Consider the following 25,130-nt stretch of genomic DNA (forward strand, 5'->3'; position numbering starts at 1 on the left):
GCCTCCCGGGAGACGGCCACCGATCCCCTTTCCGGGCCGTCCCCCCTTACCGGGAGGCGCTCGATCCCACGTGTCACCCCGGCGTCGACGCGGCCCGGGAGAGCTTTCTGCGGCGGTAGGGGATGATCACGCCCGTCGCGTAGATCGCCACCCCCAGCAGGACCATGAACACGACCGTCGGCCACTGCAGCCACGGCGGCAGGTAGAGGGCCAGGAACCACGCGCGCGTCGGGCTTCCCGTCGCCTTGAGGTATCCGGCCACCAGCCCCTGCGGGAACAGCGGGATCGCGCCGACCGTGAAGCAGAGCCCCACGATGATCTGCTCGTGGCGCGGCAGGTCCTCGAAACCGGTCCGGACGCCCGCCGTGCCGCTCGGCCCGGAGGACGACCTGCGGCCGGTGCGCATCATGTTGAGCAGTTCGGGCCCCTGCGCGAGCAACCGCCGCTCGGCGAGCAGCCCCAGCCCCCAGTACCAGAGGATCCCGGTCAGGACGCCGACGGCCACGCCCGCCCAGCCGAGCAGCGCGGCCGCGATCGCCGCCGGGGCCGCGGTGAGGATCGCCAGCATCAGCACCGCGTACACCACGCCGGTGACCGCGCCGTCGTCGTCGGTGGAGCGCAGCGGGTTGCCGCCGCGCCGGTGCGGATCGGTGCCGGGGATGAGCCCGTACACCGAGACCAGGGCGACCAGCCCGGCACCGCCGCCCAGCAGTGCGGGCAGGACGGCGAGCAGCATGGGCCACGGCCCGCCGGTGACCAGGGCCAGGCCGGCCGTCAGCACGACGGCGAGGGGTGCGACCGACAGCAGCCACGCGTGCTGCCGTCCGCGCACGTCGCTCGCGCCGGGGGTCATGAGCGTGAGCCACAGTGCCGTGCCGTCGGTGCCGTAGAGGTTGGCCGACATGGCCGCGGCCATCACGACGAAGACCGGTCCCGCCCAGGGCAGCATCCCGGTCCAGCCCATCAGCAGCGGGGCCGCGGCGAAGCACACGCCGTAGGCGAGGGCGAAGGTCAGCTGGTGGGTGCGCACCAGGTCACGCGACCAGGTACGCGCCTCCTTGGCCAGTACGGCGCCGGAGGCGGTGGTGGCCCGGATCGGCCGCCGCCCCCTCGTGGCCGCCCTGGACGCCCCGGCCCGCCGGGTGAGCAGCGCCGCCCACGCGGCCAGCAGCAGGACGACCAGCAGCGCCATCCCGCCCAGGGCGGCGAGCACCCGCGGCCAGTCGGCGGACCCGGCGGCCTCGACCGCGACCGTCCCCCAGCCGGAGGGCAGCCGGCGGGCCAGGTCCGTCACCACCGGCGGGATGCCGTCCGTCTCCCCGAGCACCACGAAGACGACCCAGATCTGGCCCAGGAACGCCAGGATCACACCGTTGGCCAGGCCCGCGCCGATCGCGCCCACGCGGGAGCGCAGGGCCAGGCCGAGCACGGCGACCGCGACCCGGGAGAGCAGGACGAACACGGCGAGCTGGAGCAGCATCGCGGGGAGCGAGACGAGCGCGGCCACGACCCCCTGCCGCGCGCCGAGGACCGCGAGGCCGGTCAGGGCGAGCAGGCTGATCGCGGGCGCCACCCCGACGAAGGCCGCCATGAGCAGTCCCGAGGCCAGGCGGCGCGGCCGCAGGCCGAGCAGGGTGAAGTACTCCGGGCGGAGCGTCTCGTCGCCGCCGCCCGCGAACACGGGACCGAGCACCCAGCCCAGCATCCAGACGGCGTAGACGGCCACGAGCAGGTCGGCCCCGGACAGGGCCGCGATGATCGTGCCGGCCGCGAGGGTCAGGCCGAGCAGCGCGCCCATGAAGACGAAGCCGGCCCGCTGTCCCGTCATCGAGTGACGGAGCACGGCCACCTTCATCCGGACCATGGTCAGCTCGACAGCCATGTCAGCTCCTTCGATCCGCCGTCGGAGGTGCCGACCAGCTCGACGAAGGTGTCCTCCAGGGAGCCGGTGCCGCGGACCTCGTCCAGGGGCCCCGCGGCGGCGACCCGGCCCTTGTCGATCACTCCGACGTGGTCGCAGAGCTGCTCTACCAGGGCCATGACGTGGCTGGAGAGCACGATGGACCCGCCCCCGGCCACGAAACCGCGCAGGATCGTCTTGATCGTCGCGGCGGAGACGGGGTCCACCGCCTCGAAGGGCTCGTCGAGCACGAGCAGCCTCGGCGCGTGCAGCAGGGCGGTGGCCAGGCCGATCTTCTTGCGCATGCCGGTGGAGTACTCGATGACGAGCGTCTTCTCGGCCACGTCCAGCTCCAGCACGGACAGCAGCTCGTCGGCGCGCCGGTCGACGACGTCGCGCGGCAGCCCGCGGAGCAGTCCGAGGTAGGTCAGCACCTCGCGGCCGGTGAGCCGTTCGGGCATGGCCATCCCGTCGGGCAGGACGCCGACCAGCGTCTTGGCCGTGGACGGGTCGGACCAGACGTCGGCACCGAAGATCCGCGCGTGGCCCTCGTCGGGGCGGAGCAGGCCGACGGCCATGGACAGGGTGGTGGTCTTGCCGGCGCCGTTCTGGCCGACGAGCCCGTAGAAGGAGCCCTGGGGGATGGTCAGGTTCACGTGATCGACGGCTACCTTCTCACCGAAGGTCTTGCACAGGCCGTGGATCTCAAGTGCTGCGGGCATTTGACGACTCCGGATGGCGGGGGGAGACCGGCCGGTTCGCGTGCGAGGTGGCCGGGTGGTGGATCAGCGAAAATACGCGCTAGAGACGTTACAGCCTCGACTGAACGTTAAATCCCCCATGTCCGAAAACCCGGGGCCTCCCGTCGGCTCCGAGGGTCCCGTCAGGTCCGGCGCTCCTGGCACTCCGGACGTCCCATCAGCTCCGGACGTCCTGTCAGCTCCGGGCGCCGTCCCCGGCCACCGCGATCGCCTCGGTGAAACTCCGGTAGCGCGTCAGCTCCTCCTCCACCGGCTCCAGCACCAGCTGACGGCCGACCCGTTCGACGCTCTCGCGCAGTGACCGGGCCGCCTTGCGCGCGCGGCGACGGCCGCCCAGCCAGGCGGCCACCCGGGAGAGCAGCGCGATCAGCAGACCGAGCAGGACCCCTCCGATCAGCAGCGCGCTGGGCCAGGGCAGCTCCCCCGCGGTCGGCAGGTAGAGCTGCGGGAGCCTCAGGTAGTCCAGGGCCACCAGGACGACCAGCCAGATCGCCCCGGCAAGCACGGTCGCGAGCGCCAGCCACTGCGCCACCCCGGCCAGCCGCCACCACAGGGGCCGCCGCGACACCCCGAGCGAGGTGGTCGCCACCGCCCGGTCCAGGCCGTCCTCCAGCTCGTCCCCGCGCGACCTCGCCGCCAGGCGCACGGCCGCCGCCCACGGCGCGGGCAGCCCGGCCGAGGCGGTTGCGGCCGCCTCCCGGATCGCGGTGTCCATCCGCGAGCGCTGGACGACGGTCGCGGCCGGGATCGACGTCCGGCCGACGATCTCGCTCCCGTCGGCGTCACCGCCGTCGCGCGTACCGGCCGGGGTCCGGCTCGCCGCGTCCAGGCGCAGGCGCCGGAGCGGGTCCGGGCGCAGGCGCCGGATCCACCGGGTCGGCGGCCAGCCGGTGGCGGCGATCGAGCGGTGCCGGTGCGACCTGGCCACGGCCTGCACGACCACCGGCACCCCGGCCGCCTCCGAGAGCGCGTCCCGCAGCGACCGCACCAGCCCCTCGGGCCTGGTCCCGGCGTCGGCGGAGAGCGTCTCGCCGGGGGCGGCGCCGGACGCGCGCAGCAGCTCGTCGGCGGCCATGCCCGCGTCGGCGGCGAGGCGGGCGGCCCAGGAGCGCCGGTCGGCGACCCGCGAGACGAGCAGGGAGCGCAGCTCGGGAACGCCCGCGCCGGTCCGGGTGGAGATCCCGACCACCGGCACCCCGGTCAGGCCGTCCTCGTCCAGGAGCCGGCGCAGATCCTTCATGCACCGCTCGGCGGCTGCCGGGGAGAGCCGGTCGATCTGGTTGAGGACGACGACCATGACGTCGCGGTGGCGGGCCAGCGGCCTCAGGTAGCCGTCGTGAACGGCCGCGTCGGCGTACTTCTGCGGGTCGAGCACCCAGACCAGCAGGTCGACCAGCTCGACGAGGCGGTCCACCTCCATCCGGTGCGAGGGCTCGATCGAGTCGTGGTCGGGCAGGTCCAGCAGGATCAGCCCCGCGGCCTCCCCGTCCGTCCCGAACGCCTGCCCGGCCGCACCGGACGTCTGGAGCGCCGTGCCGGACGGCCGGGACGCCGTACCGGACCCCGTGGCCGTCCCTGACGGCCGCAGGACGGCGTCCGGGCCGGGATCGAGGGCGTCGTCATCCTTCGGCCAGGCCATCCGGTCCGCCCGGCCCGTACGGTCCCCGGCACCCTCGGCGTTCACCAGCTCGTGGCGGCGGGGGATCTCCAGCCAGTCGAGCAGGGGGCCCGCGCCGCTCCCCTCCCACAGGGCCGCCTGGGCGGTGGAGGTGGTCGGCCTGGTGACCCCGACCGTGGCGAGCGAGGTGCCCGAGAGCAGGTTGAACAGCGAGGACTTGCCGCTGCCGGTGGCACCGGCCAGCGCGACCGCGGTGTGGTCGACCGACAGGCTCGCCCGTACCCCGGCGCGGGAGACCACCGACCGCGCGGCGGCCACCGCGTCGGCGTCCAGCCGTCCGTCCGCGAGGTCGGCGGCCCGTGCCAGCGCCTCCAGCCGGTCGTCCAGCGACACCGTCTTCGTACGTCGCAGCAGTTTCACGCCTCGCCCCCCTCTGTACCGTTCACCCGGGGCACCCCGGCAGGACCGTCGTGCGCCCCCGGCGGGCCGCCGGGATCACCGTTCACCCGGGGAGCGATCCCGGGCGTCCCGGGCGTCCCCGTCGTCTCGGGCGTCCCGGGCGTCCCGGGCGTCCCGGGCGTCCCGGGCGTCCCGGGCGCGGAGCCCACCTGCCGCGCCGAGCCCGCTACCGCGGAGCTCGCAGCGCTCGCGGAGCTCGCGGGGAGCGCGGCCCGACGGTTCGCGACGGGGAGCTCGCGCAGGTGCTCGCGTACGGCGTCGGCGGTGCCGCGCAGGGCCGGGGCGGTCTCGTCCGGGGGCTGGACGGCGTCCAGCAGGTCGGTGAAGCGGTCGGCCTCCTGGCCCAGCAGGATCGCCACGCGGGCCCGTAGGTCGGAGCGGGCCTTGACCGTGAGGGTACGGACGGCCTGGTCGCCGAAGACGGCCTCCAGGACCTTCTGGCTGAGCACGCTGGTGCCTCCGGCGATGCCGACCTCGATGCCGGTCAGCCCGCCGGTCGAGGCGAACACCGCGATCATGAGCAGCAGGCCGGCCCCGTTCAGGCCGTAGGAGGTGATCCGCGCGGTGGTCCGCTTGTCGGCCCCCTCCTGCCGGACCAGGTCGAGCACGTAGGACTGCCATCCCCTGACGGCCTCCTGCGCTCTGGCGGGCAGGTCGGCCGAGGCCCTGCCGAGACGGGAGGTGACCTCCACCCCGGCGTCCTGCAGCAGCGCCCGCCCGGCCGGGTGCGACGACCACGACTCCATCAGGCGCTCGGCGGCGCCGTCGGCCGAGGCCCTGATCAGCGACTCCACCCCGCTCTCCAGCGCGACCCGCAGCTCGTTCTCGGGCGCGGGACGCCCCATGACGAGCGCCACGAGCCGGTCCCTGAACCGGCCGACCCGGCTCTCCAGGGAGCGCATCAGGTCGCCGGTCCCGATGAAATCCTGCCAGCGGGCCAGCACCTCCCCGCGCAGCAGCGTCCCGTCCCGCATGCCCTCGTCGAAGGTGGACAGCCCCACCGCGTAGGCCCCGTCCGCCATCGAGCGCAGCTCCGCGGCCCCGGCGTGCTGGCGTTCGACCGCGGCGGCGAGGGCGGGCACCCGGGTGGCCAGGCTCTCCAGCGCGCCCGACAGGGTCTGGCGCACCACCTCGGCCCGGGACCGGGAGTCGGCGGCGAGCGCCAGGAGCCAGTCGGCGACCGGCTGGACGGCCTGGCGGGGCAGCCGGGCGTTCTCCTCGGGCAGGACCAGCTCGGGCACCTCGAACAGCCGGGTGCCGCCCAGCCCGTTGGCCTCCAGCAGCCGGGTCAGGTCCTTGCGCACCACGCCCAGGGCCTCGGGCGGGACCCGGGACAGCACGATGGCCAGCGCCGTGCTGCGCTCCCTGGCCGTACGCAGGAAGCTCCAGGGGACCTCGTCCGCGTAGCGGGAGGCGGTGGTGGTGAACAGCCACAGGTCGGCGGCCGACAGCAGCTGCGCGGCCAGCTCGCGGTTGGCGGTGACGATCGAGTCGATGTCCGGGGCGTCGAGCAGTGCCAGGCCCGGCGGGACGGCCGAGGCGGTGACGATCCGGATCGTTCCCGGCTGGCCCCGGCCGCCACCGGTGACGCGGGACAGGCCGGGCAGCACGTTCTGGGCGGTGAACCACTCCCGGTCGGCCGAGGAGGTGACCAGGGTCGGGGCCATGGTCGTGGGCCGCAGCACCCCGGGCTCGGAGACGTCCGCGCCCACCAGGGAGTTCACCAGCGTGGACTTGCCCGCCCCGGTGGAGCCGCCGACGACGGCGAGCAGCGGGGCGTCGATGGAGGTCAGCCGGGGAATGAGGTAGTCGTCGAGCTGCCCGGACAGCTCGCGCGCCGCGCGGCGGTCGGCCGTCACGTCGCCGATCGCGAGGGGGAACAGCTCGCGGCCGAGATGCCGCCGCAGCTCCCGCAGCGTCTCCAGAAGACCGTCGTTGTCACCCATACGGTCGTCCTGCCCTGCGGGGACCCCTCTAGACGCGTTTGGCCCCACCGCTCGACCGGGTTACGGGGGCGAACTCGGTAAAGCGGTGGGGCCCTGCCCTCGGATCTCGTCCGGAGGCCGTACAGGGTTCGTCTCCCCCGCAGCTGGAGGCGAACCCGAGCCTCTCGGACGGTTCCGAGGTGATCGGGGGTCGTGCTTCGTCTATTTGAACACACAAAACTGCGAATCGGGTCAGTCGGAGCTGAATATCGGCTGAAAATTCAATCACTCTGGGGCGGTCGCAGGACGTAACCCACCCCGCGGAGGGTGTGGATGAGCCTCGGTTCGGCCGTGTCGACCTTGCGGCGGAGGTAGGAGACGTAGGACTCGACCACCCCGGCGTCGCCGCCGAAGTCGTAGTTCCAGACGTGGTCGAGGATCTGCGCCTTGGACAGCACCCTGCCGCTGTTGACCATGAAGTAGTGCAGCAGCTTGAACTCGGTCGGCGACAGCCGCACCGGCACCCCGGAGCGCCAGACCTGATGCGCCTCCTCGTCCAGCTCCAGGTCGCCGACCTGCAACCGGGTGGGCAGGTCGAGATCCCCCCGGGTACGGCGGAGAACGGCCCTGATCCGGGCGAGGAGCTCCTCCAGGCTGAACGGCTTGGTCACGTAGTCGTCGGCCACGCGCAGCCCGGTGACCTTGTCGTCCGTGCCGTCCCGCGCGGTCAGGAAGAGCACGGGGACCTGCCCGTTCGTCTCCCTGAGCCGTCCGGCCACGGTGAAGCCGTCCATGTCGGGGAGCATCACGTCCAGCACGACGAGGTCGGGGCGGAGGCGTTCGGCGAAGTGCACGGCCTCCCGGCCGTCCGCCGCGGTCATCACCTCGAACCCGGACATGCGCAGGCTCGCCGAGAGCAGCTCCCTGATGTTCGGTTCGTCGTCCACGACCAGCAGACGGGCTTCCATTCTGTCCGGCACACCCCGAGGTTCGCCCACCTCGCTGGAACGCCGCTCAGGCGGGGCTGAAGGTTTGCTGGGAGGAGTCTCATCGACAGGAACAGGACGTCGGGACCCGGGCCGTCCGGGACGGCGGGGTCAGTCGGACTCCGACGCCAGGGGGAGGAAGACCTGGAACGTCGCACCCTTGCCCGGCTCCGACTCCACCGCGACGTCGCCGCCGTGCGCCTCGACCATCGCGGCCACGATGGACAGCCCGAGCCCGCTCCCGCCGTCCTCGGGGGCGCGCCGGCCCCGGGCCGAGTCGGCGCGGTAGAAGCGCTCGAAGACCCGCTCGCGCTGCTCGGCGGTCAGGCCGGGCCCCTCGTCGGCGACCTCGATGAGCGCCATGTCGTTCTCGCCGGAGAGCGACACCCGCACCGGGGTGCCGGCGGGGGTGTGGGTGAGCGCGTTGGTCATGAGGTTGCCCACGACCTGGCGGAGCCGTACCTCGTCGCCGGAGACGATGAGCGCGGAGCCGTCCACCGAGAGCCCGATCTCGCGCTCGGGGGCGAGGATGCGGGCGTCGTGGACGGCGTCGGCGGCGATGGCCAGCAGGTCGACCGGGCGCATGACCATCGGCCGCTGCTGGTCCATCCGGGCGAGCATCAGCAGGTCGTCGACCAGCAGGCCCATCCGGACCGCCTCCGACTCCACCCTGCGCATCAGCGGCGCGGCGTCGATGCCGGGCGCCTGCCGGTAGAACTCCGCGAAACCGCGGATCGAGGTCAGCGGGGTACGGAGCTCGTGCGAGGCGTCCGCGACGAACCTGCGCATGCGCTCCTCCGACCTGCGGGCCGAGGCCTCCGACTCCGACCGGGCCTGGAAGGCCGCCTCGATCTGGGCGAGCATCCCGTTGAGCGAGCGGCCCAGGCGGCCCACCTCGGTACGCGGGTCGGCGTCGGGGACGCGGCGGCTCAGGTCCCCGGCGGCGATGGCCTCGGCGGTGCGCTCGATCTCCTCCAGCGGGCGCAGGCTCCTGCGGATGATCAGCACCCCGGCCCCGGCGAGCATCAGCACCAGGCCGCTCCCGCCGAGCACCTCCACCAGGGCGAGCTGGCCGACGATCTGGTGCACCTCGCCCATGTCCACGGCCACGACGAGGCTCCCGTCCTGCGTCGGCACCGTACGGACCCGCCAGTCGCCGCTGTCGAACGGCAGCGCACCCTGGCCCGCCGGGACGCCCGGCCCCGGCCTGTCCTCCACGTCGGCCCCGCTGAACGCGGCGAAGACCTCACCGGCGTGGTTGCGCAGCTCCAGCTTCGCGTCCGGGGAGAGCGGCCTGCCGATGGGCGTGGCCCCCCGGTGCATCCGGCGCAGCGCGGTGTCGACGATCATGCCGATCTGGCCGTCGACGCGGTCGATCAGGTAGCCGCGCATGATCGAGACACTGCCGATCCCGATGAGCGTCAGCGCGATCGTGAGCAGGATCAGGATGATCGCGATCAGCTTCACCCGGAGCGGGGTCGTGTCCAGCATCACGGCCCCGGAGGCAGGCGCAGCACGTATCCGACCCCGCGCAGCGTGTGGATCAGCCGGGGGTCGACGTTGTCGATCTTGCGACGGAGGACCGAGACGTAGGACTCCACGATCCCGACGTCGCCCCGGAAGTCGTAGTCCCACACGTGGTCGAGGATCTGCGCCTTGGACAGCACCCGCCCGGCGTTCGCCATGAAGTGGCGCAGCAGCTTGAACTCGGTCGGCGACAGCGCCACCACCCTGCCCTCGCGCCAGACCTCGTGGCTCTCCTCGTCCAGCTCGATGTCGGCGAAGGTCAGCCGGGGCGGCCGGGGCGGCAGGTCACCGGCGGAGGTACGGCGCAGCACGGCCCGGATCCGGGCCACGACCTCCTCCAGGCTGAAGGGCTTGGTCACGTAGTCGTCGCCGCCCATGGTCAGCCCGCGGATCTTGTCCTCGGTGCCGTCGCGGGCGGTGAGGAAGACCACCGGGGTGTCGCTGCCGCCACCGCGCAGGCGCCGTACGACGTCGAAGCCGTCCATGTCGGGCAGCATCACGTCGAGCACGATGAGGTCGGGGCGGTGGCGTTGCACGGCCGCGACGGCGTCCGTGCCGTTGCTCGCCGTGTTGACGCCGAACCCGGCGAACCTCAGGCTCGCCGCGAGAAGTTCGAGAATGTTCGGCTCGTCCTCGACGATCAGCAGGCGGGCCTCGGGCGAATCGGTCACCGCTCTATCCTTACCGGCCCATATGAGAAAACAGTCAACTGGTCAATGTTGAGGTTATCCCCACAATATGCCTGGCGATCGCCAGGCTGGAGGTCGCCGCGGGCGAGGGGGCGTTCCGTACCAGGACGACGCGGCCGTGCACGTCGATCGAGAAGTCGTCCAGCATGCCGCCGCGGGCGTCCACCGCCTGGGCGCGCACGCCCCCGGTGGTCCTGACCAGATCACCGGCGGTCAGGGCGGGCACGTAGCGGCGCGCGGCCCTCAGGAACGACCGCCTGCCGATCGACCCGGCCACCTCCTTCACGCCGGTCCGCCAGTGCCGGGCGGCCATCCTGCGGGTGCCCGGCCAGGCCAGGATCCGGGCCAGCTCGGCCGGGGCGAGGTCCCGCCAGGAGTAGCCCTCCAGCGCCAGGGCCATGACCGCGTTGGGCCCGACCAGCACCTCCCCGTCGATCCTGCGGGTCAGGTGCACGCCCAGGAAGGGGTAGCGGGGGTCGGGGACGGGGTAGACGAGCCCGCGGACCAGGTCCCTCGCCGTACCGGCCAGCGCGTAGTACTCCCCGCGGAACGGGACGATCCGCACGTCGCCGGGCGCCCCGGCCATCCGCGCGACCGCGTCGGTGCCGAGCCCTGCGCAGACGATCAGCCGGTCGAACGTCAGGGTCCGCTCGCCGGCCACGACGCGCACCCCTCCCGCGGTCTCCCGGACCGACCGCACCGGGTGGGAGAGCAGCACCGACCCGCCGCCCTGCCGTACGTCCTCGGCCAGGCGGCGGGCGACGGCGGGGAAGTCGGCGATCGCGGTACGCGGGGAGTGCACCGCCCCGGTGCCGACGACGTGCGGCTCGATCTCGCGCAGCGCCAGCGCGTCCAGCTCCGCGATGCCGGGCACCCCGTTCGCGCGGGCCCGAACGGCGATCTCGCGCAGCGCGGGCCGCTCGGCCGCGGTGGAGGCCACGACGAGCTTGCCGGCCTCGGCGTAGGGGAGGCGGTGCTCGGCGCAGTACTCCCGCAGCAGTGCCACGCCCTCCCGGCACAGGCGGGCCTTGAGCGAGCCCGGCCGGTAGTAGATCCCGGCGTGCACGACGCCGCTGTTGTGCCCGGTCTGGTGGGCACCGACGCGGTCCTCCTTGTCCAGGACGGTCACCCTGGCCCCGTGGGTCAGCGCCGCCTGCCTGGCCACGGCCAGCCCGACGATCCCCCCTCCGACGATCCCGACGTCCATCGCGGTCCCCTTCCCGTGAAGCCCACCACCGCTTCCCGTGACGCTCGTCATGGTTTTCTGTGACGCCCGCCACCGCCCGGCCGCCCGAGGGGGCGTCACCGGGCGACGCTGTCCGCCAGCCTGCCGACCCTGCCCGCGTCGAGGTGTCCCTCCTGCGCCAGCCAGCGCAGCGCGTCGGCGACGGTCTCGTGCACCGGGCGCAGGCCCACGCCGAGCGCCTCCAGGGTAGGGGTGTCGTAGGTGCGGACCATCGTGACCATCATCTCGACGGCGTCCCGGGTGAGCGGGTAGTCGATCTCCTTGATCAGCTTCATCGCGTCCCCCACGGCCGCCGCGCCGCGCAGCACCGCCCGGTGGATCCTGAACCTGCGGCAGCGGCTGCCGGTCACCTCGTCGCAGACGTCGGCGAGCTGCGACCAGGTGAGGTAGTGCCCGCCCAGCATGAACCGGCGCGGGCCCCGCCCGGGTTCGAGGCAGCGGGCGAGCACGACGGCCAGGTCCCGCACGTCGACGATGTTGACGCCGCCCTCGGTGATCGGCCAGCCCTGCTCCAGGCCGGCGCGCAGGCCCTCCATCAGCGCGTCCAGCGAGGGCTGGCACGGCCCGGCGACCCCGGACGGGTAGACGATCGTGACCGGCATCCCCTGCTCCTGGAGGCCCCGGGCGTACCGCTCGGCGGAGATCTTGGTCCTGCCGTACTCGTTCCTCGGTGTGGAGAGCGGGCTCTCGGTCGTGATCACCGGCCCGGACGGGGGGACGAAGACGCCGATGGTGGAGACGTGCACGACGGGGTCGAGACCGAGCTCGACGGCCTGGCCGAGGACGTTCTTCGCCCCCGTCACATTCGTACCGTCCAGATCGTCGGCGCGGCCGGTGACCCCGATTTCCGCGGCGGCGTGAATGACCGTGTCGCAGCCCTCCAGCGCGTCCCGTACGGCCGCGGCGTCTCGGATATCGGCCTTATGCAGAGAAATAGGCTCGTTCACCCCGAGGTGGGCCAGCACCCGGCGCGTTTTCCCTGGATCGCGCACGAGGAGCAGCGGCTCGTGCCCGTCGGCGAGAAGGCCGGGGACGGCGTGCGAGCCGACGAAACCTGATGCTCCCGTTACCAGAACGCGCATGCTCGCAAGTTAGCGGCAATCCTCACCGGAAGAGAAGGGATAAGCGGCACCGTTCTTAATCGTCATTGTTCATTGCGGGATATCCGTACGGCACGGTCAAGGAATACGCGAATATGTCCGGTCAGTAAATCGCGATGCGGTCATTCACCTTCGGCATGAGAACGTGTTGCACGCCGATCCCTCCAGGCCGTCCCCGGGCCGGTCCCGGCCGGTGGGGTCACCGCTGGGTACACGCGCCGTTACGCACATGTCTCCGGTCCGTCGCCCACGCCGGTGTCCGGGCGGGGTATACCTTGATCGGGCCGGACGGCGGCCCGTGTCGACCGTTCCCGGGTGGAGATGCGAGGCGATGAGCAGAGAACTCTCCATCGGCGTCGACCACCACGAGCACACCGGCTGCACCGTGATCACCGTCACCGGCGACATCGACCGTAACTCCAGCGGGCTGCTGAGGGCGACCATCGAGCGGCTGGTCTCCGACCGGCACACCCGGATCGTCATCGACGCCGAGGACATCAGCTTCTGCGACTCCACCGGCCTGCGGGCGCTCCTCAGCGGCATACGCGTGACCTCGGAGGCGGGCGGCTGGCTCCGCCTGGCCGGGGTCTCCGGCGTCCTCGAACGCCTGCTGCGGATGACCGACCTCTACGGCTGGTTCCCGGTCGACGCCGACGTGATCGCCTCCCTGGGCCACGCCCGCGGCCGGAGCCTGTAGCCCCGGCCCCCGCCCCCGGCCCCTGGGCGTCCGGGTGGCCACCGCGGCGTCGGGGGACGATCGGCGGGCACGGTCAGTGCATCCGGCCCACGGCCGCGCGCAGGCGCCGTACGTCCCGCAGGCGCGCCTCGTAGGTCGCGCCGACGGCCACCAGCAGCAGCCCGCCCAGCGCCATCGGCACCCACCGGGGCACCAGCGCGGCCAGCTGCGCGACCCACGGCGTCAGCTCGTGCAGGGCCACGGCCGCCAGGGTCAGCCCGCCGAGCACGACCGGGGCCTGGCTCCGGAACCGGGCACCGGCCAGCAGCACGGCCAGCGCGGCCACGCCGAGCAGCAGCGGCCGGAGCGTGCCCGAGCCGCCCAGGAGCGCCAGCAGGGAGGGCAGCAGGCTGGAGGCGAGCCCGGGGCCGTAGGCCACCCAGGACGAGGTCGGCCCGCGCCGCACCCGCAGGAGACCGATCACCAGCAGCACCACCGAGAACGGCACCGTGTAGGCCTCGACCACGGTGACGTCGGAGGCGAGCAGCCGCAGCCAGGAGGCCGCGAGCAGGAACCCCGTCCCCACGTACCCGGCCCACCTCCGCCGGTCGGGCCGCAGCGCGGTCCCGGCCATCAGCACGCCCGCGACGGCGCAGGCCAGGCTCGCCGTCGGCAGATCGGCCGAGGCGAGCGGCAGGCCCACGCCCACCAGCGCGTACCCGGCCGCCTCCACCCCGGCCGCGAACGGCGACCGCCTGAACCGGCCCGCCAGGACGGCGGCGGCGCAGGCCACGGCGAGCGGGCCGAACGCCGCGTACCGCACCGGCCAGTCCAGCGCCAGACCCGCGGCCAGCGCCTCGCCGCCCGCGAGCAGCGTCGCCAGCCCGGCCGCGACCGGCGCCACCCCGGCCACCCGGCCCCGTAGGGCGACCGCCGCGGCGAGGACGGCCAGCACCGGAAGGACGACCAGGGTGGCGGTCTCGCTCGCCAGGGCCCAGGAGATCGCCACGAAGGCGGTCCAGATCGCGGCCACCCCGCCGAAGGCCCAGGCCGCACGGCTGCGCGCCGCCGCCCACGCCGGCGGGACCACCCCGGCGACGAACATCGCCACCTCCGTCCCGTACGGCAGGGCGACCGAGACCGGCAGGGACACCAGGACCAGGGGCCAGGCCAGCAGGGCCGTCCTGACCGCGCCCGGGCGGCGCGCCACCTGCCAGGAGACCAGCACCGCCGCCGTCGCGGCGAGGACCACCACGGCCGCGAGCACCGGATGGACGACCCCCGGCCAGGCCGGAGCCGTCCAGGGCCGCAGGAGGGGCCGGTGGAAACGGCCGATCGCCATCAGGGCCGGGGTGGCGGTGAGGACCGCGAGGAGGGCCAGCGTCCCGCTCAGCACCAGCCCGGTGAGACGTCGCGGGTCACCCGCCGAGGCCGCGGAAGGCGGGGGTGTGGAAGCCGGGGTCACGGAAGGCGGGGCCGCGGAAGGCGGGATCACGGAAGGCGGGATCACGGAAGGCGGGGCCGTGGAAGGCGGAGCCGCGGACGACGGGAGGGCGGAGGGCATGAGGGCGGGCAGGACGAGCAGGGCGGCGAGCACGGCCCCGGCCGCCAGCGCGAGGGACAGCCCTTCCCCCTCGGCCGCCCATCCGAATCCGCTGAGGAACGTCCAGCCCAGACCGATCGCCGAGAGCACGCCCACGACCAGCGACAGCGCCGCCACCGCTCGCACCCGGGCGGTGTACGCGGCCACCCCCCAGGCGACGAGCAGGACGGTGAGCACGACGTACGTGGTCGTCCGGGTGGCGAGCCCGACCGCCAGCGCCTCGGCCGACACCGTCCCGGCCGCCACCGCGAAGGCCCACGCCCACCGCGGTCGCGCGGCCCGGGCCAGGGCCGCCACGAGCGCGACGGCCAGCGCCGACAGGACCGCCAGGTCCACCCGGTGGCCCCAGCCGAAGGCGACGGGGGCGACGGCCACGGTGAGCGTCCCCGCGGCGAGCGCGGCGAACCCCAGGAGGGGCCGGCCCCGCAGGGCCGCCACCGTCGCGGCCAGGGCCAGCAGCCCGGCCAAGACCGGGAACTGCGGGAAGGACGCGATCGGCCACACGGCATCGAGGCTCCCCGCGGCGTCCAGGCGGGCGTACTCGCCCCGGTTGAGCAGGGCGAAGGGCACCACGTCCACGAACGGGAGCGTGGTGACCGCGGCCAGCACCGCGCCGGAGAGGGCTCCGGTCGAGCGGAGCCGCGGCTCGTCCAGGCCGGGCGCGCGGAGCATGACCACCACGGTGGCCAGGGCCGCCAGGGTGTAGAGGACGACCTCCCAGGCGCTCGGGAACAGCGGCCGGAACGGCGCCGCCAGCCCCACGGTCAGGGTGAGCGCGGAGACGGCGGTGGTGACCCCGAGACGGCCGTCGTGCCGCACCCGGCGCGCGACCGCCAGCCCGGTCACGGCCATCGCGATCAGCACGGCGCCCTTGGCCGCGGAGGCCGCGACGCCGTCGCCCAGGCCGTCGCCGAGCACCTGCTGCAGGAGGACGGCCAGGATGCCGTGGCACACGCCCAGGCCCCAGACCACGCCGAAGCAGACCCCCACCGTCGCTCTCAGCCCGGTCCGGGAGATGGACGCGGGGACGGGCTCGGGAACGGGGCCTGAGGCCGTGTCACGGCCGGGACCGGGCTCGGGTGTGGGCTCTGGAGCGGGGACGGGCTCGGGGCCGCGGCGGGCGGTGAGGATCAGGAAGGCCGCGTCGGCGGCGGCCGTGGCGGCGAGGGCCGCGGTGATCCACGACGCCGACTCGTCGAAGGCGAGGAACGAGAGCGGGAACTGGGCCACGACGACCGCGACGGGCAGCGGCAGCCGCAGCGGGAGCAGCCGCGAGTACCCCACCACGGCGAGGGCGACCAGCGTGAACAGCAGCGCGGCGTAGTGGGGCCCGGTCAGGTCGTCGGCCCCCGCCAGACCCGTGTGCCGGGCCGCGTAGCCGTCCAGGAACAAAAGCGCGACGCCGAACATCGCCATGGTCTCGGCGGTGGTGACGAGGCCGCGTCTCACCAGCGGGACCGGCGCGGCGAAGGCCAGCCCGGTCACCCCGGCCAGGACCGCCGCCCTCCCGCCGATGCCCATGCTCCCCCAGCTGACCACCGTGAACACCACGGCGGCGACGACCAGCAACAGGCCGCCCAGACCGAGGAGCAGGTTCTGCACCGCCCGGGGCGAGACCTCCTTCTTCGGTACGGGGACGGGTGCGGGTCCCGGACCCGGCACGCCCCCGGGTCCGGCCGCGGACCGGGGTCCCCGCGCGGACGCGGGTCCGGCCGCGAACCCGGGTCCCGGCACGGACGCGGGTCCCGGCACGGGCCCGGCCACGGGCGCGGAACCGGCTCCCGGCACGGCCCCCGCCCGAGGACCGGAACCGGACGTCGCGTCCGGGGACGGACCCGATGCGGGCGCAGCCGGACCGGTCGCTCCCGCGCGGGTCCGCTCGGAACCGAGCAGGCCGAGCAGGTGGGTACGGCGGGCGAGGAGCCCGGCCTCGCGGGCCCGCAGCCCGGCCAGATCCCGGTCGAGCCGCCACAGCTCGGCCGCGACCGGCCCCCGCAGGAGCAGCGCGCAGCGCGGGCAGCGCTCGTACGTCCCGGCCAGGGGGGCGTCGCACTCGGGGCAGGTCACCGGCATCGGCGGCCGGCCGGGCGGGGGTGCCGGGATCTCGTCATGCATGCCCCACAGGATGACGGTGACGGCTTGCGGTCCGCTTGCGCCGGATTACTCAATCATGTCTGAGTACCCCTCAGCGGGTGTGGCGGGCGATCAGCGTGATCACACCGGTGGCACCCGCCGCGATGGCCAGCCACAGGAGCACGGCCGAGGTCGGCACGCCCGCGTCGGCGTCGTTCTCGGCGGCGGCGTCGACGTCCCTGGCCCCGGCCACCGGTGTGGTGCCCGGGTCGGCGGCGCCGGGCGTCGTCGCGGGAGCGGCCCGTCGCGGGGCCGGTGTGGGCTCGGGGGCCGCGGCGGCGAGGACCGTCGCGGGCAACGGCACCCGGTAGACCGGGCTGTGGTTCCCCTCGGTGCCGGTCAGCAGGCTCCTGCCGTCGCGCGTGTAGGCGATCGACTCGGCCTGCTCCAGGTCCGGCATGGTCACGCGGGCGATCTGCTCGTCGGGCGCGCGGTAGACCGTGGCGGAGAAGTAGGTGCGGATCACGAAACTCGACCCGTCGGGGGCGTAGGCGGCGTCGGTGGCCATGATGGGGGCGGAACCGACCTTGCGGAGCACGTTGACCCGGTCGGTCCGAAGCCGCTTCGGCGCCTGGTAGACGGCCCCGGAGAACTGCTTGGTCACGACGAGCAGGCGCCCGGTACGGGGGTGGACCATGATCCCCTCGGCGTTGTGCCCGCCGTCGTCGTAGCGGAACCGGTAGCGCACGGCGGGGACGACGGCGTCGGCGAGCGTCGCGGGCTCCTCCACCCGGTACACCGACACGTCGGGCCAGGCCCCCTCGAAGTTGTCGCCGATGTCGGCGAACCAGAGCACCCCCCGTCCGGTACGCGGGTCCGTGGAGGCGGCCATGCCCTCCCAGTCGCGGGAGGCCGCCCCCCGCAGCGTGAAGGTCGCGCGGGTCCGCCCGTCGGGGCCGACCGCGAAGAAGACCGGGCCCGCGGAGCTGTCGTTGTGGGTGTAGTAGACGCCGTCACGGGTGGGCGAGACCGCCAGGCCGCTCGACTCGGTGATCCGCTCGTCCTTGAAACGGAAGAGGATCCGTCCCCCGTCGTCCCCGGACGGGCCCTGCCCGGGGTCGCGCACCGTACCGGCTCGCGTCTCCTGCCCCCTCGCGGCCCGTGCCTCCTGGCCCGTACCGGCCGAGGCGCCCTGTCCGGTGAGGACCACGGCAGCGGTCACGCCGGCCACCGCGAGCACGCGCACCACGACATCCCCCGGCTTGTTCAGCATGCAGCCATCATGCCCCGGCGGCACCGGTGGGCGTCGCAGACGCGGCGGGCCCCGGCGTGGATTTCCCGCCGCCCCCGCTCGCCTAGAGTGCACTCCAGGTACCTAGTGTGGGTCGCATGGATTACACGCAGCTCGGCCGTACCGGCCTGAAGGTCAGCCGCCTCTGCCTGGGCACGATGAACTTCGGCCCCCAGACCACGGAGGACGACTCCTTCGCGATCATGGATCATGCCCACGAGCTGGGGATCAACTTCTTCGACACGGCCAACGTCTACGGCTGGAAGAAGGGCGAGGGCATCACCGAGAACATCATCGGCCGATGGTTCGCCCAGGGGGGCGGGCGCCGCGAGAAGACGGTGATCGCCACGAAGCTCTACGGCGACATGGGCGACTGGCCCAACGACGGACGGCTCTCCGCGCTCAACATCCGCCGGGCGGCCGACGCGTCGCTGAAGCGGATGCAGACCGACTACATCGACCTCTACCAGGCACACCACGTCGACCGGAACACCCCGTTCGAGGAGTTCTGGGAGGCGATGGACGTCCTCAAGCAGCAGGGCAAGATCCTGTACGTGGGGTCGTCCAACTTCGCGGGCTGGCACATCGCCAAGGCCCAGGAGGAGGCCAGGCGCCGCAACACCCTCGGCCTGGTCTCGGAGCAGTCCCACTACAACCTGCTGGTCAGGGCTCCCGAGCTCGAGGTGATCCCGGCGGCCGAGGACTACGGCCTCGGGCTGATCCCGTGGAGCCCGCTCGCGGGCGGCCTGCTCGGCGGCATCCTGCGGAAGATCGACAAGGGCCGCTCGGCCACCCCGCAGATGGCCTCGGAGCTGGAGAAGCACCGCGACAAGGTGGAGGCCTACGAGGCGTTCGCCGACGAGCTCGGCGTGGACCCGGCCCACCTGGCGCTGGCCTGGCTGCTCCACCAGAAGGTCGTCACCGCGCCGATCATCGGCCCGCGGACGATCGACCAGCTCGACGGCACCGTCAGGGCGCTGGAGGTCGAGCTGGACGAGAAGGCGCTGGCCCGGCTGGACGAGATCTTCCCCGGGTTCAGGACGGCGCCCGAGCACTACGCCTGGTGACCCGTGGCCGGACGGCGCCGGCCGGCACCCGCCGGCACCCACCGGCGTCGACCGGCTAGGAGACGAGGGCGCCGACCACCACGAGGAGCACGAGCAGTACGAGCACCGTGGGCAGAAGCCAGCGACTGGGACGATCCACGCCCTGGAGCCTAGCCCTGCCCACGGGGTGCCCGTGCCTCCAGGCGCCATTCCGCGACGCTCTCGTAGCGGACCCGGCCCCCGCGGGAGGCCGCGGTCCCGGCGTCGCTGCGCATCAGGTGGACGCTCGCGGCCTCCCAGGAGGCGCCGGAGAACGGCGCGAACTCCTCGACCAGCCCGCGCACGTCCGTACCGGGACGGCACCGGGCCAGGCTGAGGTGGGGGACGAACCGCCGGTCGGCCCCGCCCGCCCGGCCCGTCGCGGACCCTGCGGCATCCTCCAGCGCGGCGCGCGCCCCGTCCCGTACGGATCCGGCCAGGCGCGCGAGCCGCGGGAGGTCGCCGGTCACCCCGGTCCAGAGGACCCGGGCCCCGTCCGCCGACGGGAACGCCCCGGCCCCGGCGAACGCGAGCGTCATCGGCCCGTGGCCCGCGGCGGCGTCCCCCAGCCGCGACCGCAGCCCGGGCAGCGCCCGGCCGGGCACCTCCCCCAGGAACGCCAGCGTCACGTGCCAGTTCGCCGGGTCCAGCCAGCGCAGCGCGGGCCGCCGCTCCCGCGAGGACGCGAGGGCGCGGGCGAGCTCGTCACGCGCCGGCGGGGGCGGTGTCAGCCCCACGAACAACCGCACGGGTCCTCCTGCTGATCACCTTCGTCAGTGTCATCGCCGCGCCGACGCCCAGCAGGGTGAGCACCCCGCCGACCGCGACCCCGGCGCGCGGGCCGCCCAGCTCGGAGATCCAGCCGAGCAGCGGCGCGCCCAGCGGGGCCCCGCCGGTGAAGACGAGCACGTATATGCCCATCACCCGGCCGCGCATCTCCGGTGAGGTGGCCATCTGCACGCTCGCGTTGGCCGCGGTGTTCACCGAGATCAGCGCCATCCCCGCGGGCACCAGCAGCACCAGGTAGAGGGGGTACCAGAGGGCCAGCCCGCTGGCGATCTGGAACAGGCCGAACGAGACCGCCCCGCCGATCAGCAGCCGCCTGCTGGGCCGTACCCGGCGGGCCGCCATGAGTCCCCCGGCCAGCGCTCCCACCGCGAACATGCTGGAGGCGAGCCCGAACGAGGACGCGCCCGCCCGGAAGACCTCCTTGGACATGAGCGCGATCGACATCGAGAACGACTGGGTGAACAGCGAGACGAAGCCGAGCAGCAGGATCGGCATGAGCAGCTCGGGCCGGGCCATGACGTAACGCACCCCCTCACGCAGCTGCCCCTTGCCCCGGGGCACCGGCTCGGAGGCGACCAGCTCGCCCCTGCGCATCAGCAGCAGCCCGCCGATCACGGCGACGAACGACAGCGCGTTGATCATGAAGATCGGGCCGGTGCCGCCGAGCGCGTGGATCAGGACACCGGCGACGGCCGGGCCGACCACGCGGGCCAGGTTGAAGCTGGAGGAGTTCAGCGCGATCGCGTTGGGCAGGTCCTCGCGGCCCACGATCTCCACCACGAACGCCTGGCGGGTCGGCACCTCGACGCAGGCCAGCAGGCCCACCGAGAACGCCATCACGTACACCTGCCAGACCTGCGCCGAGCCGGTCACCGTGAGCACGCCCATGGTGAGCGCCAGCAGGCCCATGAGGGACTGGGCGGCCAGCAGCAGCGGACGCTTGGGATAGCGGTCGGCGAGCACGCCGCCCCAGAGGCCGAACAGCAGCAGCGGCAGGAACTGCAGCGCGACGGTCAGGCCCAGCGCGGAGGCGCTGCCGTTCGTCAGGTCGAGCACCAGCCAGTCCTGGGCGGTGCGCTGCATCCAGGTGCCGACGTTGGAGACCACCCCTCCGGCGGCGAACAGCCGGTAGTTGTGGATGCGCAGCGAGCGGAACATCCCGCCCCGCGTCCCGGGCGCGTCCCCCGAGGCCGCCGGGGCGTCCGGGGTCTTCCCGAGGTCCGGGGCCTCCTGGACCTCCTGGACCTCCTGGACCTCCTGGACCTCCTGGACCTCCGGAGTCTTCCGGACCTCCGGAGCCTTCTGGACGTCCGCGGTCACCGCGGGGACCGGGACCGCGGGACTCCCGGGTTCCTCGGGGTCGGCTAGATCCGGCTGAGCTTCTCCAGGATCGGAGCCGCCTGCCGGAGCACCGCCCTCTCCTCGGGGGCCAGCTCCTTCAGCCGCTGCGTCAGCCACGCCTCCTTGAGCCGCCGCTCCTCCCCGAGCAGGGTCGAGCCCTCCTCGGTCAGGCTCACGCTCACCTGGCGCCGGTCGGTCGGATGCGGCGTACGTGACACCAGCCCCCGCTCGGCCAGCGCGGCGATCACGCGGGTCATCGAGGGCGGTTGCACCTTCTCGAGGTCGGCCAGCTCGCCGGGGGTTATCCCGGGATTTCGCTCCACCGTGGCGAGCGTCGCGAGGTGGGTGGGCGTCAGCGAGTGCACCGCGGCCTGCCTGCGCAGGCGCCTGTTCAGCCGCGCCATGGACACGCGCAACGCCGAGGCCAGACCGGCGTCGCTGCGCAGGCTGGCGGCGTGGTCCTTCTTGGGAAGATTCGTTAGCATAAGTCATTACCTTTGCTAACTATATAGGGGTGCACGGGATTCCCTCCACGGGGGTCCTGCTCGGCGCGGGCCGTACAGCGTCCCAGACGGCCGGGGGTTCGTCGAACCCCGGCCCGAAGCGCCCGCACCGGCCCGGGACGGCCCCGGAAGACGCCTCGGGCAGGCCGTGGGGCCACGTCCCCTCCGCCGGGCCCCTGCCGAGGCGCGGGGGTTTTGGTCCGCTTATATCCCTGGCGACGGGGTAGTCGCCCGGCCACTGCCACCGAACGGGAAAGGACGACCGACATGGGAATCAAGGAGACCCTCTTCCAGGGACGCGCCGAAGTGGTCTACGACGGTCACACCATCGCCGTGGAGAGCAAGACCGGCCGCGGGGTCGGCAACCACCACCGCCTGTTCGTCGACGGCGAGGCGCAGGACGCCGAGACGACCTTCCTGGGCGACCACCTCGACGGCACCCTTCCCGACGGCAGGACCTTCAAGGTCCGGGTCGAACAGGGCGTGCGCACCCACTACCACCTGCTGATCGGCAACGAGGAGATCAAGATGGGCAGCGACTTCGTCGCCTGACCCGCCCGTCACCCCGGGCCGTCCCCGGCCGGATCGCCGGAACCCGCGCGGCACCGTGTCCGATTCGTTCAAGACGATCGGACCGGTGCCCGGCCAGCATGGACGCCATGAGCGATGACATCTTCGGCAGCGCGCGCGACTTCCTGCTCCGCGAGGGGCGCCTGCTCGAACGGCGCCTGTTCGCCACCCTTTTCGAGGGGGCATCCGCCGACGGGGTCGTGGACTCCCTGCGCGGCTACCAGAACCCCGACGGCGGCTTCGGCCACGGTCTCGAACCCGACAAGCGCTGCCCCGCCAGCCTGCCCATCGACGTGGAGACCGCCTTCCAGACACTGGTGACGGCCGGCTCCCCGGCCGGCGGGCAGATGGTGTCGCGCGCGTGCGACTGGCTGGCCACGGTCGCCGCGCCGGACGGGCTGGTGCCCCTGTCCCTGCCGGTCATGGAGGGCTACCCGAGGGCCGGGCACTGGTCCGACTGGACGTACGCGCCGGGGCTGAATCCCACCGCAGGGCTGGCCGGGCTGCTCCACCGGATGGGGGTGGAGCACCCCTGGCTCACCCGGGCCACCGAGGGCTGCTGGGCGGAACTGGAGAAGGGCTTTCCGAAGGACGCGCACGCCATGTCCGAGACGATGGTCTTCCTCGAGCACGTCCCCGACCGCGACCGGGCCGAATCCGCCGCCGAGCGGGTGGGAGCGTGGCTTCCCGAGCTGAGCTGGTACCGTGCCGATCCCGCGGACCCGGGCTACGGCGTCACCCCGCTGCACCTCGCCCCCACCCCCGAAAGCCACTGGCGCCGGCTGTTCCCCGACGACGTGATCGAGGGCCATCTCGACCGGCTGACGAAGGACCGGCAGCCGGACGGGGGGTGGGCCATCACCTGGGAGCCACCGGGCGCCGCCGCCACCCTCGAGTACCGGGGCGTCGAGACCCTGCGCGCCCTGCAGGTGCTCACCGCCTACGGCAGGTGCGAGGGGTGATCGCCCCGGCGTGGGCGAAGGCCGTCATGGCGACGGTGGAAGCAGTCGCCATGACGGCCTCGGGCGTACCGCTCAGCCCAGGCCGAGCAGGGTCTTGATCGGGCCGAGGGCGAAGTAGATCACGAACAGCCCGGCGACCGTCCACATCAGCGGGTGCACCTCGCGGGCCTTGCCGGTGACGGCCTTGATCAGGACGTAGGTGACGAAGCCCGCCCCGATGCCGGTCGCGATCGAGTACGTGAACGGCATGAGGACGATCGTCAGGAACGCCGGGATGGAGATCCCGTAGTCGGTGAAGTCGATCTCGCGGATCGCGGTCATCATCAGGAAGCCGACCACGACCAGCGCGGGGGCGGCGGCCTCGTACGGGACCACCGCGACCAGCGGCGAGATGAAGATCGCCAGCAGGAAGAGCACGCCGGTGACGACGCTCGCCAGGCCGGTGCGCGCGCCCTCGCCGACACCGGCGGCCGACTCGATGTAGGTGGTGTTGGAGGAGACCGAGGCCGCGCCTCCGGCCGCCGCGCCGATCGAGTCGACGAGGAGGATCTCCCGGGTCCTGGGCAGGGTGCCGTCCTCGCGCAGCAGCCCGGCCTGCCCGCCGACGCCCACGATCGTGCCCATGGTGTCGAAGAAGTCGGTGATCAGCAGGCTGAAGATGAGCAGCAGCGCCAGGATGGCCGAGACGGAGCCGAAGGCGCCGAAGGGGTCGAACTCGCGGAACAGCACCAGCGGGTTGTTGAACCCGAAGACCTGCTCGGGCAGCCGGGGGACGACGAGCTGCCAGCCCGCGGGGTTGGGGGCCTTGCCCGGCACCGTCGAGGCGCCGACCTTGGCGATGGCCTCCACGACGATCGCGAGCACGGTGGTGGCCAGGATGCCGATCAGGATGGCGCCCCTGGTCCTGCGCGCCACCAGCACCACGATCAGCAGCAGGCCGACCACGAAGACGAAGATCGGCCAGCTCGTCAGCGAGCCCGCGATGCCCAGCTCCAGCGGCGGCCCGGCCGCGACGCGGCGGACGAAACCGGCGTCCACGAAGCCGATCAGGGCGATGAACAGTCCGATGCCGACGCTGATGGCGGTCTTGAGCTGCGACGGGATGGCGTTGAACACGGCGGTGCGGAACCCGGTCAGCACCAGGATCGCGATGATCACACCTTCCAGGAACACCAGCCCCATCGCCGACTCCCAGGACATCTGGGTGGCGATGCCGTAGGTGACGAAGGCGTTCAGGCCGAGACCGGCGGCCATCGCGAAGGGAACCTTGCCGATGACCCCCATCAGGATGCTGAGCAGGCCCGCCACCAGGGCGGTACCGGCCGCGACGAGCGGGATGTTGGGAGCGCTTCCGTCGCCGATGAACTGCCCCTCGGCGTCCTTCACGGTCGCGATGATCAGAGGGTTGAGCACGACGATGTAGGCCATCGTGAAGAACGTGGCGAACCCGCCGCGCACCTCTCGGCCGACGGTGGAGCCCCGGTCGGAGATGAAAAAGAACCGGTCAAGTCCACTGCTTCGGGAAGGTATGACATCTTTCACTCACGCAGAGTGACATTGACCTCCCCTCCAGGGAAGTACCGGCCACCGATGGTGATGGTTTCGAGACGGATTCGCGCCTTGTCGTAATCCGTTTTGCGAACAGTGGGATGCCATCACCTAGTCTGGAGCGCGTGAACCAGCCACGCCCTCCGGATCTGCAGCCGTTGAAGACCAACGACACGCTCACGATCCTCGTGGGCACGGTTCTGTGGGCCGTCGCCCTGGTGGTGCTCCTGCTCGTGCAGCCCGATCCCGGGCAGCGCTGGTGGATCTGGACGTGCGTCTCCGGCATCTGCGGGGGCCTGTTCGGCATGTGGTTCGTCCGCCGCCGTGACCGGCGCCGGCTGCCTCCGGACGAGGAGCCGATCGAGCCGACCACGGCGATCCTGTAGGGCCGCCGCCCCGGCCCGGGCCCATCGGACGCGGACCCGCACGGGGCCGCCCGCCCGGATCACGGTACGGACGGGCAGCGCCGCCGACGGCC

20 protein-coding genes are annotated in these 25,130 nt (G+C 73.2%); 5 read left to right on the top strand and 15 right to left on the bottom strand.

Going from position 1 to position 25,130, the window contains the following annotated elements:
• Positions 1-73: 73 nt before the first annotated feature.
• From ABD832_RS25280 to ABD832_RS25320, 9 genes are all read right to left on the bottom strand, one after another.
• A complete protein-coding gene (locus tag ABD832_RS25280) occupies positions 74-1,882 on the bottom strand; it encodes a hypothetical protein (RefSeq protein WP_344899629.1) in 1,809 nt (602 codons plus the stop codon).
• Positions 1,867-2,622: an ABC transporter ATP-binding protein gene (locus tag ABD832_RS25285; protein WP_344899631.1), complete on the bottom strand. Its 756-nt coding sequence runs from the start codon at positions 2,620-2,622 to the stop codon at positions 1,867-1,869. The genes ABD832_RS25280 and ABD832_RS25285 overlap by 16 nt, the downstream gene beginning before the upstream one ends.
• A gap of 214 nt (positions 2,623-2,836) precedes the next feature.
• Complete coding sequence (locus ABD832_RS25290; protein WP_344899633.1) at positions 2,837-4,699, bottom strand: GTPase family protein; 1,863 nt, start codon at positions 4,697-4,699, stop codon at positions 2,837-2,839.
• Entirely contained in the window at positions 4,696-6,684 is a 1,989-nt protein-coding gene (locus ABD832_RS25295) for a GTPase family protein (RefSeq protein WP_344899635.1), read from the bottom strand. The genes ABD832_RS25290 and ABD832_RS25295 overlap by 4 nt, the downstream gene beginning before the upstream one ends.
• A 260-nt stretch (positions 6,685-6,944) precedes the next feature.
• Positions 6,945-7,631, bottom strand: a complete 687-nt coding sequence (locus ABD832_RS25300) for a response regulator transcription factor (protein WP_344899637.1) — start codon at positions 7,629-7,631, stop codon at positions 6,945-6,947.
• Between the two features lie 129 nt (positions 7,632-7,760).
• The gene (locus ABD832_RS25305) at positions 7,761-9,140 is read right to left on the bottom strand and encodes a sensor histidine kinase (protein WP_344899639.1); all 1,380 of its coding nucleotides are present in this window, start codon (positions 9,138-9,140) and stop codon (positions 7,761-7,763) included.
• A complete protein-coding gene (locus ABD832_RS25310) occupies positions 9,140-9,847 on the bottom strand; it encodes a response regulator transcription factor (RefSeq protein ID WP_344899641.1) in 708 nt (235 codons plus the stop codon). Before ABD832_RS25310 ends, ABD832_RS25305 begins: the two co-directional genes overlap by 1 nt.
• A 34-nt stretch (positions 9,848-9,881) precedes the next feature.
• A complete protein-coding gene (gene lhgO, locus ABD832_RS25315) occupies positions 9,882-11,072 on the bottom strand; it encodes an L-2-hydroxyglutarate oxidase (protein WP_344899643.1) in 1,191 nt (396 codons plus the stop codon).
• A 95-nt stretch (positions 11,073-11,167) separates the two neighbouring features.
• On the bottom strand, positions 11,168-12,193 hold the full coding sequence (locus ABD832_RS25320) for an NAD-dependent epimerase/dehydratase family protein (protein ID WP_344899645.1): 1,026 nt from the start codon (positions 12,191-12,193) through the stop codon (positions 11,168-11,170).
• A 349-nt stretch (positions 12,194-12,542) separates the two neighbouring features.
• Between ABD832_RS25320 and ABD832_RS25325 the strand changes: the two genes are divergently transcribed.
• Entirely contained in the window at positions 12,543-12,908 is a 366-nt protein-coding gene (locus ABD832_RS25325; RefSeq protein ID WP_344899647.1) for an STAS domain-containing protein, read from the top strand.
• Positions 12,909-12,981: 73 nt separating this feature from the next.
• On the opposite strand, the gene ABD832_RS25330 is transcribed toward ABD832_RS25325, so the two are convergent.
• Both ABD832_RS25330 and ABD832_RS25335 read right to left on the bottom strand, forming a co-directional pair.
• Positions 12,982-16,605, bottom strand: a complete 3,624-nt coding sequence (locus tag ABD832_RS25330; protein WP_344899649.1) for an SCO7613 C-terminal domain-containing membrane protein — start codon at positions 16,603-16,605, stop codon at positions 12,982-12,984.
• A gap of 70 nt (positions 16,606-16,675) precedes the next feature.
• On the bottom strand, positions 16,676-17,836 hold the full coding sequence (locus ABD832_RS25335) for a hypothetical protein (RefSeq protein WP_344899651.1): 1,161 nt from the start codon (positions 17,834-17,836) through the stop codon (positions 16,676-16,678).
• Between the two features lie 116 nt (positions 17,837-17,952).
• Between ABD832_RS25335 and ABD832_RS25340 the strand changes: the two genes are divergently transcribed.
• Complete coding sequence (locus tag ABD832_RS25340) at positions 17,953-18,921, top strand: aldo/keto reductase (RefSeq protein WP_344899653.1); 969 nt, start codon at positions 17,953-17,955, stop codon at positions 18,919-18,921.
• A 149-nt stretch (positions 18,922-19,070) separates the two neighbouring features.
• Here the strand turns inward: ABD832_RS25340 and thpR are convergent, their stop codons facing one another.
• From thpR to ABD832_RS25355, 3 genes are read right to left on the bottom strand one after another with little or no spacing between them, the layout of a single operon-like run.
• Entirely contained in the window at positions 19,071-19,688 is a 618-nt protein-coding gene (gene thpR, locus ABD832_RS25345) for an RNA 2',3'-cyclic phosphodiesterase (protein WP_344899655.1), read from the bottom strand.
• Complete coding sequence (locus ABD832_RS25350) at positions 19,645-21,048, bottom strand: MFS transporter (RefSeq protein ID WP_344899657.1); 1,404 nt, start codon at positions 21,046-21,048, stop codon at positions 19,645-19,647. The genes thpR and ABD832_RS25350 overlap by 44 nt, the downstream gene beginning before the upstream one ends.
• A gap of 44 nt (positions 21,049-21,092) precedes the next feature.
• A complete protein-coding gene (locus ABD832_RS25355; protein ID WP_344899659.1) occupies positions 21,093-21,554 on the bottom strand; it encodes a MarR family winged helix-turn-helix transcriptional regulator in 462 nt (153 codons plus the stop codon).
• A 285-nt stretch (positions 21,555-21,839) separates the two neighbouring features.
• On the opposite strand from ABD832_RS25355, the gene ABD832_RS25360 reads away from it, so the two are divergent.
• Positions 21,840-22,124, top strand: a complete 285-nt coding sequence (locus ABD832_RS25360) for a hypothetical protein (RefSeq protein ID WP_344899661.1) — start codon at positions 21,840-21,842, stop codon at positions 22,122-22,124.
• Positions 22,125-22,231: 107 nt separating this feature from the next.
• A complete protein-coding gene (locus ABD832_RS25365) occupies positions 22,232-23,104 on the top strand; it encodes a hypothetical protein (protein ID WP_344899663.1) in 873 nt (290 codons plus the stop codon).
• A 72-nt stretch (positions 23,105-23,176) separates the two neighbouring features.
• Here the strand turns inward: ABD832_RS25365 and ABD832_RS25370 are convergent, their stop codons facing one another.
• Entirely contained in the window at positions 23,177-24,562 is a 1,386-nt protein-coding gene (locus ABD832_RS25370; RefSeq protein WP_344899664.1) for an NCS2 family permease, read from the bottom strand.
• Between the two features lie 215 nt (positions 24,563-24,777).
• On the opposite strand from ABD832_RS25370, the gene ABD832_RS25375 reads away from it, so the two are divergent.
• Positions 24,778-25,038: a DUF2530 domain-containing protein gene (locus ABD832_RS25375; RefSeq protein WP_344899666.1), complete on the top strand. Its 261-nt coding sequence runs from the start codon at positions 24,778-24,780 to the stop codon at positions 25,036-25,038.
• The last annotated feature ends 92 nt before the right edge of the window (positions 25,039-25,130 follow it).

It is taken from the genome of Streptosporangium longisporum (assembly GCF_039534895.1).
GTDB classification, from domain to species: Bacteria; Actinomycetota; Actinomycetes; order Streptosporangiales; family Streptosporangiaceae; genus Streptosporangium; species Streptosporangium longisporum.